Here is a 16,613-nt window from a genome sequence, read left to right on the forward strand (position 1 = left end):
ACCGCACGCGGGTCACTCAGGAAAACGTTACCCGAAGGCCTGAGTGCCTTTTTCGTAGAATGGCCCTACCAGCATGTATTTTGCCGCACCTGTGATTGCTGCAATGAAACACACGCCGCTTGCACCACGGCGCGACCCGCAGTGCGCCGCCTTTGATCGAGGCGGCGCATCGCAGTGGCGAATATCAAAGGTTGTAGATACCGCTGAACTTTTCCGTGAGATAGCTCAACAGCGGCCCCTCGCTTGGTGCCTGCCCCGCCGCGCGTTCGATAACCTCGCGGGGTTCATACAGCCCGCCATTGGATTGCACATGCGCGCCCAGCCAGCTGGTGGCGGCAGATGTATCACCCTTTGCAAGATCACTGTCCAAATCCGGCAGGGCGGCGCGCATCGCCTCGTTCAGGCAACCGGCGTAGACATTGCCCAAACTGTATGTCGGGAAGTAACCGAAAAGCCCCACGGACCAATGTACATCCTGCAACACACCATGAGACGGTTTATCTACGGCATACCCGAAATCAGCTTCAAAGCGGTCGTTCCATGCGCTTTCAAGATCACTGACCATCAGATCGCCGCTCATCAACGCACGCTCAAGATCAAAACGAAGAAGGACGTGCAGGTTATATTGCAGCTCGTCAGCTTCGGTCCGGATATACCCATCGCCCACACGGTTCACTGTAGCATAGAAGGTGTCTTCGTCCTTGATCCCGAAGTCACCAAAGGCGTCTTTCATCTGACCAAAGAGCCAGCCGGTAAAGGCACGGCTGCGACCGATCTGGTTTTCATAAATCCGGCTTTGGCTTTCGTGAACGCCCATGCTCACGCCGCGGCCCAAAGGGGTCAGCAGATAGGCCTGGTCGATATTTTGTTCATACGCAGCATGGCCGACTTCGTGAATGGTTGAATAAAAGCAGTTGAACGGATCAGCCGGATTGGTGCGGGTGGTGATGCGTACATCCAACCCCGAACCGGAGGAGAAAGGGTGTACCGCCTTATCGACACGGCCGCGGGCCATGTCGTAGCCGAATGCCTTCGCCAATACACGCGTCAGCTTCATCTGCGCGCCCTCATCAAAGGTACCGCTCAGTGGTTCCGGCCCTTGGGCCTCGCGCACAGCAGCCCGCAGATCGGACAAGACGGGGCGCATGGCACCGAACATCGCTTTCAGCTCCTCACCGGAGGTGCCCGGCTCATAATCCTCTAGCATGGCGTCATAGACATCCCCGCCCGAAGCCAGAGCCTGCCCTTCTTCGCGCTTGAGCATGATAACTTCGGAAAGCGTTGGTGCAAAAGCTTTGAAATCATTGTCTGCGCGGGCCTCGGCCCAGATACCTTGTGCTGCCGACGTAAGCTTGGCCAAACGTGTGGCCAGCGCAGCAGGTACTTTGCTGGTCCGGTCAAAACTGCGGCGAATGTGGCGCATCTGCGCCTTTGCCACAGGATCAAGGGCGCTGTCGTCAATCTCGCCCAGCCAGTCTTTGACCTGCGGATCAATCCGGCGCGCGTGCAGTACGGTTTCCATCGCCGCCATTTCTTCTGCACGTTGGGTGGCAGCGCCGCGCGGCATCATCGTCTCTTGATCCCACCCAAGGCGCCCGGCCACTTCTCCCAGTGCTTGGGTGTGACGGGTGAATTCCATGAGGTCATCGTAGGCGGTCATGCTTTGGCTCCTCTGAGCGATGTAGCGATTGGGTAAAGCGACAGATGCCGTGCGCGCAGGATCAGAACCCAACACAAAACGGCAAGCCCCTGATGCATCAGTGCAACCGGCAGGATCGCTTCATAAAGTACAGTGGTAATGCCAAGCACCACCTGCAAGGTGATTGCGGCAAACGCTGCGTTTAATGCAAACCGCGTTTTTGGATGCGCAGATTTGCGCCCGCGCAGCCAGACGACTACGGCAAAAGCAAACAGCGCATAGCCTGTCATGCGGTGGATAAACTGAACAAGGCCGGGGTTTTCGATGAAGTTCTTCCAAACCGGCTCAAGCACAAAGGACTGGGGCGGGAAAAACTGTCCTGCCATCAAAGGCCAATCCGTGTAGGTCCGGCCGGCATCAATGCCTGCCACCAACGCACCGATGATGATCTGGAGAAACGCGAAATGCAGCAAGCCGGTGCTAAGGCCATACAGCTTGCCTTCTTTGGCGCGGCGGGCCTGCATCAAATCCCGTTCTGTCCGGCCAAGGCCCAGAGCGTACCACGTGATAAAGCCCATGATCACAAAGGCCAGCCCAAGGTGTGTGGCAAGGCGCGCGCTGTGCACGTCTGTGGTGGCGGTGCCCGATGTCACGCCGGATGATACCATCCACCAGCCGATCGCCCCCTGAAGGCCGCCCAACCCGCCAAGCAGCAGCAGGCGTGGTGTCCATCCTGTGGGGATTTGGCGACGCAGCAAGAACCAGAAAAAACCAATAGCCCAGACAAGACCGATCACACGGCCAAGCTGCCTGTGACCCCATTCCCACCAGTAGATCACTTTGAAGTCCGCTAACGTCATCCAGCTGTTTTGCAGGCGAAATTCGTCAATTTCCTGATATTTGGCGAATTCGGATTCCCAGTCAGCCGCATTTAACGGTGGCATCGCACCGGTCAGCGGGCGCCATTCGGTAATGCTGAGCCCACTGTCCGTCAAGCGTGTGGCCCCGCCGACAAGGATCATCAAGAACACCAGACCAAAGAGCACAAACAGCCATTTGCGGATCGCGCCGCGGGCGCCTCCGCGTCCAGCATCAATAACGCCAGTCGTGGCGACCGGCTTTGCGGTGTCTGCCCCGACCTCTTCAAAAAGCTTACGGTTTGTCGCCATTGTATCCTCCGTCTTTTCGTTATCCCGAGACGTAATGCCTTGGCGCAGCAGCGTCTAGCCGCGTTCCTTCCATCGGACCATCTGCCGCAATGTGCCATGCAGCATTTGCACATCTGCACGGGTCAGCGGCAGACGGCTCCACATGTTGCGCAAATTGGTCTTCATCGACACGGCCTTGTGTTCGGGAAAGAAGAAACCCGCTTCTTCCATCCGGTCTTCATAATGCTTGGCAAGATGTTCGATCTCTGAATGCTGTGCCCAGTCTGTGCCGGCCATTTCATAGGTGACAGGCGCGGCAACACTTTGCTGGCGCATCCATTCATAGCCAGTCAGCAAGACGCATTGCGCCAGATTGAGCGAGGCAAATTCTGGGTTCACCGGCACGGAGATTATCGCGTTGGCGCGGCTGATGTCATCGTTCTCAAGCCCTGCCCGTTCAGGTCCGAAAAGCACCGCAACCCGTTCACCTGCCGCGATTTTCTGCGCCGCCAACTGCATGGCGGCCTCCGGGGTGTAGACGGGTTTCGTAAGGTCGCGGTCGCGCGCGGTGGTGGCGAAAACAAAGCTGCAATCGGCCAGCGCTGTTGGCAGATCAGGCGACAGCAAAGCGGCATCAAGCACGCGCCCTGCTCCTGAGGCCATGGCCACAGCCGCAGGATTGGGCCAGCCATCACGCGGCGCGACGATGCGCATGTGGTCCAGACCGAAATTCAGCATGGCACGGGCGGCAGCGCCTATGTTTTCGCCCATTTGCGGGCGGACAAGGACAAAGCTGGGGGCGGAGGGGTGTTCTACTGTCATGCGCCCTATTACCCCGCACGCCTGCCCTTGCCAATATAAGCTGTCAGAATGGATTACAGTTTCCATCCGGCGCCGGATTGAGCTAATCAGCACCTCACGCACCAAAGGAACGATCCCATGTCAGATGCACCAGAACAGCCGCAACTTTATCTCATCACGCCGCCCGAGCTGGAGCTTGCCAGTTTCGCGGACACCCTAGCACGGGTGCTGGACGCGCATGAAACCGCATGTGTCCGTCTTGCCCTGTCGACCAAGGACGAGGACAAGCTTTCGCGCGCCGCCGATACACTCCGGACAGTGACCGATGCACGCGAAGTCGCGCTGGTGATTGCTGATCATACCCTGCTGGCTGAACGGTTGGGTCTGGACGGCGTGCATTTGTCAGATGCTGCGCGCTCTGTCCGCCATGCCCGCAAGGTGCTGGGACCTGATGCGATCGTCGGCAGCTTTTGCGGCGGATCGCGCCATGACGGCATGAGCGCAGGCGAAGCCGGTGCCGACTATGTCGCGTTTGGCCCTGTTCAGGCGACTGCCCTGTATGACGGCGAGATCGCGGAAGCAGAGATGTTCCAGTGGTGGTCGGAAGTCATCGAAGTGCCTTGCGTCGCAGAAGGCCAGCTGGATCAGGAAATGATTGCGCAGCTGGCGCCATTTACCGACTTCTTCGGCATCGGAGACGAGATTTGGGGCGCGGAAGATCCCGCTGCTGCGCTCGCCTCCCTTTGGTCCGCCATCTCCTGATAGCGGACCTGCGGCGCACTTACAGAAGCGTGCGCTCGATCACCCAATATGTGGCAATGATTGCAATCAGTACCGACCCGGTGATGGAAACCGCACGGAACATCACCGGATACTCTGACACCATATCCTCGGCCCCTTCCAGGCGTGCACGACGTGCGCCGAATACGGCAATCCAGATCAGCACAAAAGCCATTGCAATCACGGTGATCTGACCGACCTCAACCCCGACATTAAAGCCTAGCAGCGCGGGGATAAACTGATCTTCCGGCAGCCCGAATTCGCCCAAGACAGAAGCAAAGCCCAACCCGTGCAGCAGCCCGAAACCGAACACGACGATCGGTCTCCATGTATTGAGCTTGTGGAAAAAGATATTCTCGATGGCGACATACACGATAGAGGCTGCGATCAGCGGCTCGACGATGGAACCGGGCAAGTTCACCAAACCAAGCGCCCCAAGCGCCAGCGTCAGGGTATGCGCCAGCGTGAATGCCGACACCTGCCAGATCAGCGGACGCAGGCGGGTCGATAGAAAGAACAGGCCCAATACAAACAGGATGTGATCCAGACCTTGTGGCAGGATGTGGTCAAAACCCACGGGAATATAGCTCGCAAAGGCCTGCCAACCGGTTTGCGCATTCCCGCCGCTTACGGCAAATTCGGGGCTGCTCGTGCCGCCACTGATCAGGCCTGTGAATGGTTCTTCCACACCTTGTTGGCGTACTACCAGATCGCCACCGCCATCAGGCCATGCCACTGTCAGCGTGTTGCCGTCGGCTGCTTCGGCCACCAAAGTCCAATCTGCAATACGCGGCAGTTCGGGGTCAACGCCCTCTGGCACGGTGACGCTAAGGCTCTCTAGCACCAGCGGCGTTCCGTCGATACTGAGCACCGGCAAGGCGTTCCAGCCATCCAGCAGTTCAACGGCACGCGCAGCCAAAGCATCTTCAGGCAACGCACGCAGAGCGTCATAATCTGCCGCCTGAGGTGCCTCGTTCGTGTCTTCTACGGTATCAAGGTCGACACCTGCCAGAAATGCCTCAAGATTGATCTGGAGACTTAGTTCCGCGTTGCCTTCCGAAACTGTAAGATCGGCGATTGTGGGCACAACTTCGTGTGCCCGGGCCGCTGTGCTTGACAACGCCAGTATCAGCGTCAGCTTACCCAGCAGCAATAAGGAAAAACGTCTCATGAAACTCACCCATCTGTTTACGTTCGGCGCGGCGGTGCTCGTCTGTGCACCCATGGCCATTGCACATGAGTTTTGGATCGAACCTCCTGAGTTTCAAGTGCAAATCGACCAGCCCTTTGTAGCGGATTTGCGTAATGGTGAATTATTCAAGGGGACGAGCCAGTCATTTTTTGAGGATCGCAACAGCCGTTTCGAGGCGGTCATGGGCGAAGACACGACCGCCATCACGGGCCGCATGGGCGACCGTCCTGCAATTCAGCTTCCGGCACCGGGACGCGACGGGCTGATGATACTGGCGCATGAGGCTGCTCCCTCCACCCTCACCTATAAAGACTGGCCCAAGTTTATGAGGTTCGTAGAGCACAAGGATTTCAGGGACGCCGAGACCATTCATGAGGCGCGGGGCTGGGTCAAAGAAGGGTTCAAGGAAATCTATACCCGACATTCCAAATCTTTGATCGCTGTTGGTGACGGTGCAGGTTCTGATCGCAAGCTGGGTCTGGTGACAGAATTTGTCGCGCTCGATAATCCTTATGCAGAAGATTTTGACGGCACGCTGGATGTTTCTCTTTTCTATAATGATGTCCCGCGCGCGGATGCGCAGATCGAGGTCTATGAGCGGGACGCAATGGATCAGGTGACAGTCTCGATTATTCGAACAGATGTGCAGGGCAATGCTGAAATTCCGGTCAAGAAAGGGATGGAATACATGATTGATGCAGTGGTTCTGCGCCCTGTCGAAGGTGCTACAACTGTTGAAGCGGGACCCGTGTGGGAGACACTATGGGCGTCGATGACCTTTGCTGTACCTGCAAAATGATCTGATACCTGCTTGCGCGAACATCCACATCCGGTCAAAAGCACGGATATGACTGATACACCTGATATTTTGTGCATTGGCTCGGTCCTTTGGGACGTTATCGGGCGTTGTGACACCCCCATGCGGCAAGGCTCGGACATGCCGGGGCGGATAACGCGGCTACCGGGCGGCGTGGCGCTGAACATCGCGATGGCGTTGCGCCGGTTTGGTTTGAACCCCGCCTTACTCAGCGCGGTGGGGCGCGACACGCAGGGTGATACGTTAATTGCCGCTTGCGAAGCGCGCGGATTGATGACGCATCTGATCTACCGGTCCGATGATTTGCCCACTGATCAATACATGGCCGTTGAGGCCACGAACGGGCTGATTGCTGCAATTGCGGATGCCCATTCTCTTGAGGCAGCCGGTGACAAAATTCTGTTGCCGCTTCGTGACAGCGCACTGCCCCAACCCTTTACCGGCGCGGTGGCCCTGGACGGCAACCTGACGGTTGATTTGCTATCGCAGATTGCCCGCAGTCCGCTTTTGGCGCAGGCCGATCTGCGCGTGGCACCGGCATCCCCCGGCAAAGCGCTGCGGCTTGCGCCTTTTTTGCAGGCTGGCCGTGGCACGCTTTATGTCAATCTGGAAGAGGCCGGACTGCTTTGCCAGACCGAATTCAGCGGCTCTGAAGAGGCGGCGGCGGCGCTTCTGGCGCGCGGTGCCGCACGGGCTGTGGTCACAGATGGCGGCAAGCCGACCACGGTGGCACAGGGCCAGATCATGACAACCCAGACACCTCCTCCGGTTGCGGTGACGCGGATCACCGGAGCAGGAGATACCTTCATGGCCGCCCATGTGGCCGCAGAATTGCGCGGGCTTGGGGCGGATGACGCGCTGGATGCCGCTTTGTCCGCTGCAGCCCTCTATGTTTCCGGAGAGACCAAAATATGATTCCCCTCATGTATAGCGCCGAAGTCGCGCAAGCCCGTGCAGATGGTGCCGCCATTGTGGCGCTTGAAAGTACCATTATCACTCACGGGATGCCCTACCCTCAAAACGTCGAAGTTGCGCGTCAGGTCGAACAGGACATTCGTGCCGCCGGCGCGGTGCCTGCGACAATGGCCGTGATCAACGGCACGCTGCATGTCGGTCTTGAGGATGACCAACTGACCTCGCTTGCACAAACCAAAGGTGTGGCCAAGCTAAGCCGCGCCGACATGGCGGCCTGTATGGCGACCGGCGGCACCGGTGCCACAACAGTTGCTGCGACAATGATTGCTGCGCGGCTTGCGGGGATATCTGTCTTCGCCACGGGTGGCATCGGCGGTGTGCACAAAGGGGCCGAGGATAGCTTTGATATCTCTGCCGATCTAATGGAACTGGCACAAACAGCCGTGACCGTGGTCGCAGCCGGCGCAAAGGCCATCCTTGACGTGGATAAGACGCTCGAAGTGTTGGAAACCCAAGGGGTGCCCGTCATAGCCTATGGGCAGGAGGCCTTTCCAGCGTTCTGGTCCCGCGGATCGAAGCTTAAAGCGCCCTTGCGTATGAACGATCCTGCCGCCATCGCTTCCGGCCACGCCATGCGGGTGGCATTGGGTCTGCCCGGCGGACAATTGGTGGCAAACCCGATTCCCGTCGCAGCCGAAATTCCGGCAGAGGAAATGGCACCGATCATTGCCACCGCACAGGCAGACGCCTTGCGCGCGGGCATCACCGGCAAGGCGGTTACCCCTTATCTTTTGCAGCGCATATTCGAGCTGACTAAGGGACGATCACTGGAGGCCAACATCGCCTTGGTCCGAAACAATGCACAACTCGCAGCACAAATAGCCCTCGAATTGCGCAAGTTGGCATAAAATTCAGCTTCCATGGCCCATTGTACTGTCCTGCCAACGACTTAACTGTACAGTCATGCCACACAGCATTTGGACCCAGACCGACCGATGAACACGCCTTTTGATCCAGAGCCCATAGCACCACCTAAACGCGGCCTGCTGGGCCGTTTTCGCGGGAATTTCCTGACGGGTCTGGTTGTCATTGCCCCTGTGGGCCTGACGATCTGGCTGATCTGGAGCGTGGTTGGCTGGATTGACGGCTTTGTGCTGCCGCTGGTGCCGGTAAAATATCATCCCGACCGGTTGATTCAGGATCTGCTTGGCCTTGATCCAACAGTCCAGATTAACGTCCGCGGTATCGGTGTGATCATTTTTCTGCTGTTCACTGTTATCGTGGGCTGGATTGCAAAGGGCATTATAGGCCGCTCGTTCATCCGCTTTGCGGAAAGCCTTGTTGAACGTACACCTGTGGTTCGCTCGATCTATTCCGGTATCAAACAGATTTCGGAGACTATTTTCGCCCAATCAGAAAGTAGTTTTGAAACCGCTTGCCTAATTGAGTATCCGCGTAAAGGCATATGGGCGATCGGGTTTATTTCGACCGAAGCCAAGGGAGAGATCGCCGTCAGGTCCGATTCCACCGGCGGTATGATGTCTATCTTCCTGCCAACCACGCCGAACCCCACGTCGGGTTTTTTGCTGTTTGTGCCGAAACGCGATGTGATTGTTCTGGATATGACGGTTGAAGATGCCGCAAAACTGGTGATTTCTGCCGGCCTTGTTTACCCGAACGCAAAGGCGCTGGAAAACGGTGCCCCCCCGATTGCCGAGCTTCCCGACAGGCGGTAATCCAGCCCCTAGCTAAACATTTCAGCTAGATCGACGCCGCTTCGTTTCCCGATGTGATCAATTCCGTCGCGCAGAAAGGTCTCTGCGGCAGTACGTCCGGCTGCTTTCAGGTCCGCAATCACCTTCGGGTTTGGCACCACTTTGGTCGCGGCTGAAAGCTGGGACATCATCGCGTCATCGGCAATCATGTGAATTCGCACACGGCTCATTCTGTCCGAAGACACCGTCCCTTCCTCAATCAGGCGTTGCACAAACTCGATCGCGCGCAGTTCCCGCAGCAGGCTTGAGTTAAAGCTGATTTCGTTGACCCGGTTCTGAATCTCTTGGGGTGAGGTCGGGATCGTATCACGTTCCAACGGATTGATGTTAATGACAACAATGTCAGCCGGTAGCGCATGGTGAAATAGTGGGAACAAAGCAGGGTTGCCGGTAAATCCACCGTCCCAAAACGCCTCATCGCGGCCCGTGGTTTTGTCAAACATCTCTACCGCCTGAAAAACGGTGGGCAAGCAGGCAGACGCCATCAAGGCGTCCGGACCGATCTCATCGCCTTCGAAAATCCTGATTTTGCCGTTACGGACGCGGGTAGCCCCCACAAAGAACTCCGGGCCCTGTTTTCGGCAAACGCGGCCGTAATCGAATTTCTCGACAATGTCAGCAAGGGGGTTCTTGTAGAACGGCCCATACGTATAGGGCGAAAACATCCGGGAGACGGCATCACCTACAGTGTAAGGAAAGCTGCTTTCGATCTGACGGCTTAGGATATCCAACCCAAAAGGCGCCATCCACGCCCCCAATCTCAGATCGGTGACGCCTGCTACCTGCATCCAAAGCCATTCCAGATTTTCGCGCGCGCCTTCACGCCCCCCGTCAATCAAACCTGCCTTGAACGCCGCACCATTTAAGGCACCTGCGGACGTGCCGGAGATCCCTTCGACCTCCAGTTCGTCTTCTTCCAACAGCCTGTCCAGCACGCCCCAAGTGAACGCCCCATGGGCACCACCCCCTTGCAGCGCAAGGTTGATCTTTTTGGTTTGTGCCATGTGAATATGCTTTCCGGTCAGTCTGTTATTGTCAGTCGTGGTTCGTGAGCTGTTCAGTTACAGCGCGGTCCAGCCACCGTCGACGCTGATGCTGGTTCCTGTGATCTGATCTGCGGCAGACGAACAAAGGAAAGCTGCCGTGCCGCCCATTTGTTCGACTGTTGCGAACTCTTTGCTTGGCTGACGTTTAAGCATGACGTTCTTGATCACGTCTTCGCGGCTCATGTCATATTCTTTCATCGTATCGGGAATCTGGCTTTCAACCAACGGTGTCAGAACATAGCCCGGGCAGATCGCATTGGCCGTGATAGGTTCCTGCGCAGTTTCCAGCGCGGTGGTTTTGGTCAGCCCGATGATACCGTGCTTTGCCGCGATGTAGGCCGACTTGTACGGAGATGCCGTCAGACCGTGGGCGGAGGAGATGTTGATGACCCTGCCCCATCCCGCCTTGCGCATCATTGGCAACGCGGCTGCAGTGGTATGAAACGCCGAGCTTAGGTTAATCGCAATAATGGCATCCCATTTTTCCGAGGGGAAGTCAGGGATCGCTGCAACGTGCTGGATGCCAGCGTTGTTGATCAGGATATCGCAAACGCCCGATTCCTCGATCAACTTGCGACATTCATCCCCTTTGGACATATCGGCCTTGATGTAGCGCGCTGTTACGCCGGTCACGCGTGCGATTTCTTCGGCCAGCGCGTGATCTTCATCGCGGTCTGTGAAGGAGTTGAGCACGACATTGGCACCCGCCTGCGCCAGCTGCTGCGCAATCCCCAGCCCGATACCGGAGTTTGAGCCAGTGATGACGGCGGTTTTGCCGGACAGATCGTAGGAAAGGGCCATGTGATGTCTCCTGTGAAAAAGTGATGCCCCATGTATGGCGCGGGACTACTGGAATGAAAATGCAAGATGACGTGCAGTGGTTCCACAAAGGGCGGGGAAAACTTGCACCAAAAGCTCAGCCAACCGGCGATTGGCCAAAAAAAACGCCCGCGCAAGGCGGGCGTCAAGTTATTGAGGCAGGTTTCATACAGGCAAGAAACCTATCGAGCAGTAAGGCCTTTATAAGGAATTACGTCCTAAACGCCAAGCTAAAAGTTTGCGCCTGCTGGTAGACCCCGTTAGAGGTTTAGGTAATAAAAAAAGGGCAGCGCAGGATTGTTTCGAAAATGGCTTTAGATTTTTTCCCGAGGCTACGGTGCTTTGTGGCCACCTCTTCACTGATTCTCTGGGGAATCGATGCACAGGCTGATCCAGCCCATGCCATTGCAATGTACGGCGTTCCAGCCTTGCCTGCCGACTTTACCAGCTTACCCTATGTCAATGCTGAGGCGCCTAAGGGCGGTACCATTACTTTGGGCAATACCGGCGGTTTTGACAGTCTTAATCCGTTTGTCCGCAAAGGCACATCGCCGTGGCAGCTGCCGTTTTTCACCCATGAAACCCTGATGGGCCGGTCCTGGGACGAACCTTTCACGCTGTACGGCCTTTTGGCCGAATCGGTAGAGACGGATGAGGACCGGACTTGGGTCGAATTCACCCTTCGCGAAGGCACGACATTTTCGGACGGTAGCCCGCTGACAGTAGATGATGTGATCTTCAGCTTTGAGCTGCTGGGTACGGAAGGGCATCCACGCTATATCAGTCTGTATCAGCAGATCGAAAGTCTGACGCAGACCGGACCACGCAGCCTGCGGATAACCTTCAACGAGGCAAACCGTGAACTGGCCCTGCTGGCCGGCATGCGCCCTATCCTGTCCAAAGCACAGTGGGAAGGCCGCGAATTCGCCGATGCCCCCGTTCAGGACATCCCGATTGGATCTGGTCCCTACACCATCACCGGTTATGAGACCGGCCGCTATGTCGAACTGACCCGAAACCCCGATTACTGGGGCGCCGACATTCCATATCGGAAAGGCACCAACAATTTCGATCGCGTCAAACTGGACTTTTACGGCGACTCAAAGGTTCTATTTGAAGGGTTCAAGGCGGGTGAAATCTCGGCTGTTCGCGAATTCAACGCCGAAAGCTGGCAAACCCAGTATGATTTCCCCGCGATCACACGTGGTGATATCGTCAAATCGGAAATCCCGCACAGCAAACCATCCGGCATGACGGGGTTTGTCATGAACACCCGGCGCGCGCCTTTTGATGACTGGCGCGTCCGCGATGCCCTGATCAAAGCGTTCAATTTCGAATACATCAACGACACACTGACCGGAAACGCGCAGCCGCGCATCACATCCTATTTCTCAAACTCCGTTCTGGGGTATCAGGAAGGTCCGGCTCAGGGCCGCGTGGCCGAGCTTTTGCTGCCCTATCAGGATACGCTACCAAATGGCACCCTTGAGGGATACTCCCTGCCCGTTTCGGATGGCTCTGCCCGAAACCGCGCCGGTATTCGCGCCGCGATGGAGCAATTCGAGGCAGCCGGTTATATGGTCAAAGACGGTATCCTGCGCCGTGGTGACGGTACGGCTGTTTCATTCACCATCCTCATTGCCAAAGGCAGCACCGAAGAGATCGCCATAGCCGAGCTGTACCTGCGCGCGTTGGAGCGGTTGGGGATTTCTGCCAGCATCGAAACTGTGGATGACGCCCAATATTTTGCGCGGACCGGTGATTTTGATTTTGATATCACGACATTCCGCCGCGCCCTGTCACTGAGCCCCGGAAACGAACAAAAGTTCTATTGGGGGACAGAAGCGGCCGAACAGAAAGGGTCGCGCAATCTGATGGGCGCACGCAACCACGCGATTGATGCCATGATCAACGAAATGCTGGGCGCGCGCGACAGTGCGGATTTTGTTGCCGCAACCCGTGCGCTGGACCGTGTCCTGACAGCGGGCCGCTATGTCATCCCGTTTTGGTCCTATACCGAAGGGCGCATCGCCCACGTCCACGAGATGAAATACCCTGCATACCTGCCGATTTACGGCGACGGTGCGCAGTGGATGCCAGAAGTATGGTGGTGGGACGAAAACAACTAAACCGTCGCCGTCGCGATTAAACGAGCGATGTGACCCAAAGAATGGTCGCATCTTCATCCGAAACCGAGATCACATTATGTCCCATGGCGGCGTCATAATAGGCGCTGTCGCCGCGGCGCATCTCGATCGGTTCATAGAATTCGGTGAACAACTTGATCACGCCAGTCAGGACGAACAGGAACTCTTCTCCGTCATGGCGAACCCATCCTTCGAATTCTTCCATCTGGCGGGCACGGATGCGGGCACGGTAAGGCAGCATATTCTTTTTGCGCAGGGTGTCTGCGAGCAGCTCGTGTTCATAGGTCGCGGTGGCTTGCGCGGTTCCCTCACCTGATTTGGTGACCGCCATGCGCCCGTTGATCTGTTCTGCCGCTGGAGGCGTGAACAGCTGCGGTACGGAAATTTCCAACCCGACGGCCAGCTTTTTAAGCGCATCATAGGTGGGTGACATCTGAGCGTTTTCGATTTTTGACAGAGTAGATCGGGCCAGTCCGGCTTGCGATGCAGCTTGCTCCAATGTCCAACCGCGCGCCTTGCGCAATTCGCGCACGCGCGCGCCCAGATCAACGGGCGGAACCGTATGGGCAGCCCCGTCTTCACGGGCAATCTGGATCATGGATTTTGCGGCGTCCTCTGTCATGTCAAACTCTATAGAGAGTCCCCGAGAACCTTGCAACGGACCCACGCAAGCGGTAGCGAAGAACCTATGATATCCGTTTATGATCAAGGGCCACCGCCGCCCTGCCCAACCCCCTTCAACATGGCCGCGCATGTGCTTGCACAGGCAGACAATATGTCCTGCAAAATCGCGCTTTCTGTCTTGGGAGAAGAGGATTGGACATATGCCGCTCTCAAAGCTGCCGTGCTTGGAACTGCAACGGGACTGCTGGAAACAGGCGCGGCACCAGGCGACCGCGTTTTGATGCGGTTGGGAAACACAGTAGACTTCCCCCTGGCCTATCTAGGCGCATTGGCAGCCGGATTGGTGCCGGTTCCAACCGCCTCTGCGCTCACATCGCGCGAAGTTGCACCGATGATCGCAACCCTTGATCCCGTTCTTATCCTGCATGATCCGGATGTGGCTTGCCCGGATGATCCACGTATTGTGCCGCTTGAAGCCCTGCGCGCGATGCGGTCTCTACCGGCGGCGGACTTCCATATGGGCGATCCTGAGCGTGCTGGCTATATCATCTATACCTCCGGCACCGCTGGTAGCCCCCGCGCGGTGGTGCATGCCCATCGCGCCATCTGGGCGCGCCAGATGATGTTTGACGGCTGGTACGGTCTTCGCCCTGACGATCGGGTGTTGCATGCCGGTGCGTTCAACTGGACCTATACCCTTGGCACCGGCCTGATGGATCCGTGGACGAGGGGCGCTACGGCACTTATCCCCGCCGCTGGAACCGCTGCGACCGATCTGCCCGCGCTTATTGCGCGGCATGAAGCGACAATTTTTGCAGCAGCCCCCGGTGTGTACCGACAGTTGCTGTCCCAGCCTGAAATAGCTGCGATGCCAACCCTCAGGCACGGCCTGAGCGCTGGCGAAAAACTGCCCCCTGCGGTGCGCGCCCGTTGGGAGGCCGCGACCGGCACAACCGTCTACGAAGCTTACGGCATGTCGGAATGCTCTACTTTCATCTCTGCCAGCCCCGACCATCCGGCGACTCCGGATGTTCTAGGCCGCCCGCAACAAGGCCGCCGGATCGCGCTGTTGGGCGAAAACGGACCTGTCCCGCTGGGGGAAGAAGGCAATATTGCGGTGCATCGCAGTGATCCGGGCTTGATGCTTGGCTATCTTGATGCGCCAGAGGAAACCGCCGCGAAGATGCAGGGTGACTGGTTCCTGACCGGCGATCAGGGCAGCATGGATGCCGATCAACAGATCACCTATCTGGGCAGAAACGACGATATGATGAATGCGGGTGGTTTTCGGGTCTCTCCGTTAGAGGTCGAATCCTGTCTTGCCCGCTTTGATGGCATCACCTCCGTCGGCGCAGCAGAAGTATCCGTAAAGCAGGATGTGTCCGTGATTGCCGCCTTCTATACCGCTGCGGCCCCTCTGGACGAAGAGGCGTTGCGCCGTTATGCCGAGGCAAATCTGGCGCGGTACAAGCAACCACGCCTTTATATTCATTTGCCGGCACTGCCTATGGGCGCCAATGGCAAGCTCCTGCGCCGTGCTCTGCGCCAGCAATTCGAGGCTTCCCGATGACCGATACAGTCAAGCTCGACATTATGTCCGACCCAATCTGCCCGTGGTGCTACATCGGTAAGGCCCATTTGGACCGCGCCCTTTCAGCACACCCCGATCATCCGTTTGTGATTGAATGGCACCCTTTCCAGCTTAACCCCGACATGCCACCTGAAGGCATGGACCGCCGCGCCTATCTCGAAGGTAAATTCGGGGGCAAGGAAGGGGCTGTCAAAGCATATGCACCGGTTGTGGAACATGCGAAAAATGCAGGGCTGAATATCAATTTCGAAGGCATGCAGCGTACCCCGAACACCATGAACGCCCACCGCCTGATCCATTGGGCCGGTATCGAGGGGCGCCAGACCGCCGCTGTTTCCGCACTGTTCAAAGCGTATTTCGTGGATGCCCGCGATATCGGCGATGTCGAGGTGCTGTCAGATATCGCAGACGGTATCGAGATGGACGCCTCTGTTGTGGCGCGCCTGTTGGAAAGCGATGCCGATATTGACGATATCCGCGCGCGTGATGCCCATAGCCGTCAAATGGGAATCAGTTCTGTCCCGACGTTTATCATTGGCGGTAAGCACGCGGTTCCCGGTGCCCAGCCACCAGAGCTTTGGGCAAAGGTGATCGCCGAAGTTATGGCCCAATAAGCCTGTTGCAAATGGGCAGCAATCTCTGGCAAGGGTAATAAAACACTAGGCGGCGGTATGGCTGTGGCCTAGGATTCGACCTTAAGGGGCAAAAAGCCTCAACTAAAATAAGAATACCTTTGAGCAGGTGTGCAGGCAGAGAACAGGCAGACGTCCCCAACGGGCGATCCCCTTTTCCATATACAGAAGGCGACAGCTTTGTCGTTACACGGCTCATATCGCGCGGTTGCGCGGGTTTCGGTGTATTGAGAAAGGCAGCCTAATGATTACTCCCCTCACGTCTCGTATTGTCCTCACCTATGGATCATTCGATCTGTTCCATCAGGGCCATGCGCGCCTGTTGCAGCGATTGTCCATGATGGGCACTGAATTGATCGTTGGCTGCTCTACCGATGCCTACAACGAAAAGATGGGGGTGCCTGCTGTCACATCCTATGCGCAACGCCGTCTGATGCTGGAAAGCTGCCGGTTTGTCAGCCGTGTCATCGCAGAGCAGGACTGGGATCAGAAATATACCGACATCATCAACTACAATGTCTCTGTCTTCGCGATGGGTGAAGACTGGACTGGCCAGTTTGACCAGTTCGAGGACATCACACAGGTCGTCTACCTTCCCCGCGCAGAGATCATTGGTACGCGCAAACCATTCCATGCCGTTCAGCACAACCAGATGAGAGCCGTCGCAGCCGGTTGATACTGAACAAA

16 protein-coding genes are annotated in these 16,613 nt (G+C 57.1%); 9 read left to right on the forward strand and 7 right to left on the reverse strand.

Features of this window, described 5'->3' with window-relative positions:
• Positions 1-184: 184 nt before the first annotated feature.
• Genes K3757_RS09320 through K3757_RS09330 form a run of 3 tightly spaced genes read right to left on the reverse strand, consistent with a single transcriptional unit; the run spans position 185 to position 3,609 of the window.
• Entirely contained in the window at positions 185-1,660 is a 1,476-nt protein-coding gene (locus tag K3757_RS09320; protein ID WP_259994942.1) for a carboxypeptidase M32, read from the reverse strand.
• On the reverse strand, positions 1,657-2,808 hold the full coding sequence (gene ctaA, locus K3757_RS09325; protein ID WP_259994944.1) for a heme A synthase: 1,152 nt from the start codon (positions 2,806-2,808) through the stop codon (positions 1,657-1,659). Before ctaA ends, K3757_RS09320 begins: the two co-directional genes overlap by 4 nt.
• A gap of 54 nt (positions 2,809-2,862) precedes the next feature.
• Positions 2,863-3,609 carry an RNA methyltransferase gene (locus K3757_RS09330; RefSeq protein WP_259994947.1) on the reverse strand — a complete coding sequence of 249 codons (747 nt, stop codon included), beginning with the start codon at positions 3,607-3,609 and terminating at the stop codon, positions 2,863-2,865.
• Between the two features lie 117 nt (positions 3,610-3,726).
• Here K3757_RS09330 and K3757_RS09335 point away from each other — a divergent pair, with 117 nt between their 5' ends.
• Positions 3,727-4,350 carry a thiamine phosphate synthase gene (locus K3757_RS09335; RefSeq protein ID WP_259994949.1) on the forward strand — a complete coding sequence of 208 codons (624 nt, stop codon included), beginning with the start codon at positions 3,727-3,729 and terminating at the stop codon, positions 4,348-4,350.
• Between the two features lie 19 nt (positions 4,351-4,369).
• Here the strand turns inward: K3757_RS09335 and K3757_RS09340 are convergent, their stop codons facing one another.
• Positions 4,370-5,539, reverse strand: a complete 1,170-nt coding sequence (locus K3757_RS09340) for a HupE/UreJ family protein (RefSeq protein WP_259994951.1) — start codon at positions 5,537-5,539, stop codon at positions 4,370-4,372.
• Here K3757_RS09340 and K3757_RS09345 point away from each other — a divergent pair.
• The 4 genes from K3757_RS09345 (at position 5,538) to K3757_RS09360 (ending at position 9,028) form a co-directional block, all read left to right on the forward strand.
• On the forward strand, positions 5,538-6,359 hold the full coding sequence (locus K3757_RS09345; RefSeq protein WP_259994953.1) for a DUF4198 domain-containing protein: 822 nt from the start codon (positions 5,538-5,540) through the stop codon (positions 6,357-6,359). The genes K3757_RS09340 and K3757_RS09345 overlap by 2 nt on opposite strands.
• Before the next feature lie 48 nt (positions 6,360-6,407).
• Entirely contained in the window at positions 6,408-7,292 is an 885-nt protein-coding gene (locus K3757_RS09350) for a PfkB family carbohydrate kinase (RefSeq protein WP_259994955.1), read from the forward strand.
• Positions 7,289-8,200 (forward strand): pseudouridine-5'-phosphate glycosidase, encoded by a 912-nt coding sequence (locus tag K3757_RS09355; protein WP_259994957.1) that lies wholly within the window; start codon positions 7,289-7,291, stop codon positions 8,198-8,200. The genes K3757_RS09350 and K3757_RS09355 overlap by 4 nt, the downstream gene beginning before the upstream one ends.
• Before the next feature lie 87 nt (positions 8,201-8,287).
• A complete protein-coding gene (locus K3757_RS09360; protein ID WP_259994959.1) occupies positions 8,288-9,028 on the forward strand; it encodes a DUF502 domain-containing protein in 741 nt (246 codons plus the stop codon).
• 8 nt (positions 9,029-9,036) lie between these two features.
• Here K3757_RS09360 and K3757_RS09365 read toward each other — a convergent pair whose 3' ends face one another.
• Positions 9,037-10,071 carry a patatin-like phospholipase family protein gene (locus K3757_RS09365; RefSeq protein WP_259994961.1) on the reverse strand — a complete coding sequence of 345 codons (1,035 nt, stop codon included), beginning with the start codon at positions 10,069-10,071 and terminating at the stop codon, positions 9,037-9,039.
• 57 nt (positions 10,072-10,128) lie between these two features.
• On the reverse strand, positions 10,129-10,914 hold the full coding sequence (locus K3757_RS09370) for a 3-hydroxybutyrate dehydrogenase (protein WP_259994963.1): 786 nt from the start codon (positions 10,912-10,914) through the stop codon (positions 10,129-10,131).
• A 326-nt stretch (positions 10,915-11,240) separates the two neighbouring features.
• On the opposite strand from K3757_RS09370, the gene K3757_RS09375 reads away from it, so the two are divergent.
• A complete protein-coding gene (locus tag K3757_RS09375) occupies positions 11,241-13,061 on the forward strand; it encodes an extracellular solute-binding protein (protein WP_409202540.1) in 1,821 nt (606 codons plus the stop codon).
• Positions 13,062-13,077: 16 nt separating this feature from the next.
• On the opposite strand, the gene K3757_RS09380 is transcribed toward K3757_RS09375, so the two are convergent.
• Positions 13,078-13,701 carry a helix-turn-helix domain-containing protein gene (locus K3757_RS09380; RefSeq protein WP_259994965.1) on the reverse strand — a complete coding sequence of 208 codons (624 nt, stop codon included), beginning with the start codon at positions 13,699-13,701 and terminating at the stop codon, positions 13,078-13,080.
• Between the two features lie 66 nt (positions 13,702-13,767).
• Between K3757_RS09380 and K3757_RS09385 the strand changes: the two genes are divergently transcribed.
• From K3757_RS09385 to K3757_RS09395, 3 genes are all read left to right on the forward strand, one after another.
• Positions 13,768-15,273, forward strand: a complete 1,506-nt coding sequence (locus tag K3757_RS09385) for a class I adenylate-forming enzyme family protein (protein ID WP_259994967.1) — start codon at positions 13,768-13,770, stop codon at positions 15,271-15,273.
• A complete protein-coding gene (locus tag K3757_RS09390; protein ID WP_259994969.1) occupies positions 15,270-15,908 on the forward strand; it encodes a DsbA family protein in 639 nt (212 codons plus the stop codon). The genes K3757_RS09385 and K3757_RS09390 overlap by 4 nt, the downstream gene beginning before the upstream one ends.
• 262 nt (positions 15,909-16,170) lie before the next feature.
• Positions 16,171-16,602: an adenylyltransferase/cytidyltransferase family protein gene (locus K3757_RS09395; protein ID WP_259994971.1), complete on the forward strand. Its 432-nt coding sequence runs from the start codon at positions 16,171-16,173 to the stop codon at positions 16,600-16,602.
• The last annotated feature ends 11 nt before the right edge of the window (positions 16,603-16,613 follow it).

The sequence above is a fragment of the Sulfitobacter sp. S223 genome, assembly GCF_025143825.1.
Lineage (GTDB): Bacteria > Pseudomonadota > Alphaproteobacteria > Rhodobacterales > Rhodobacteraceae > Sulfitobacter.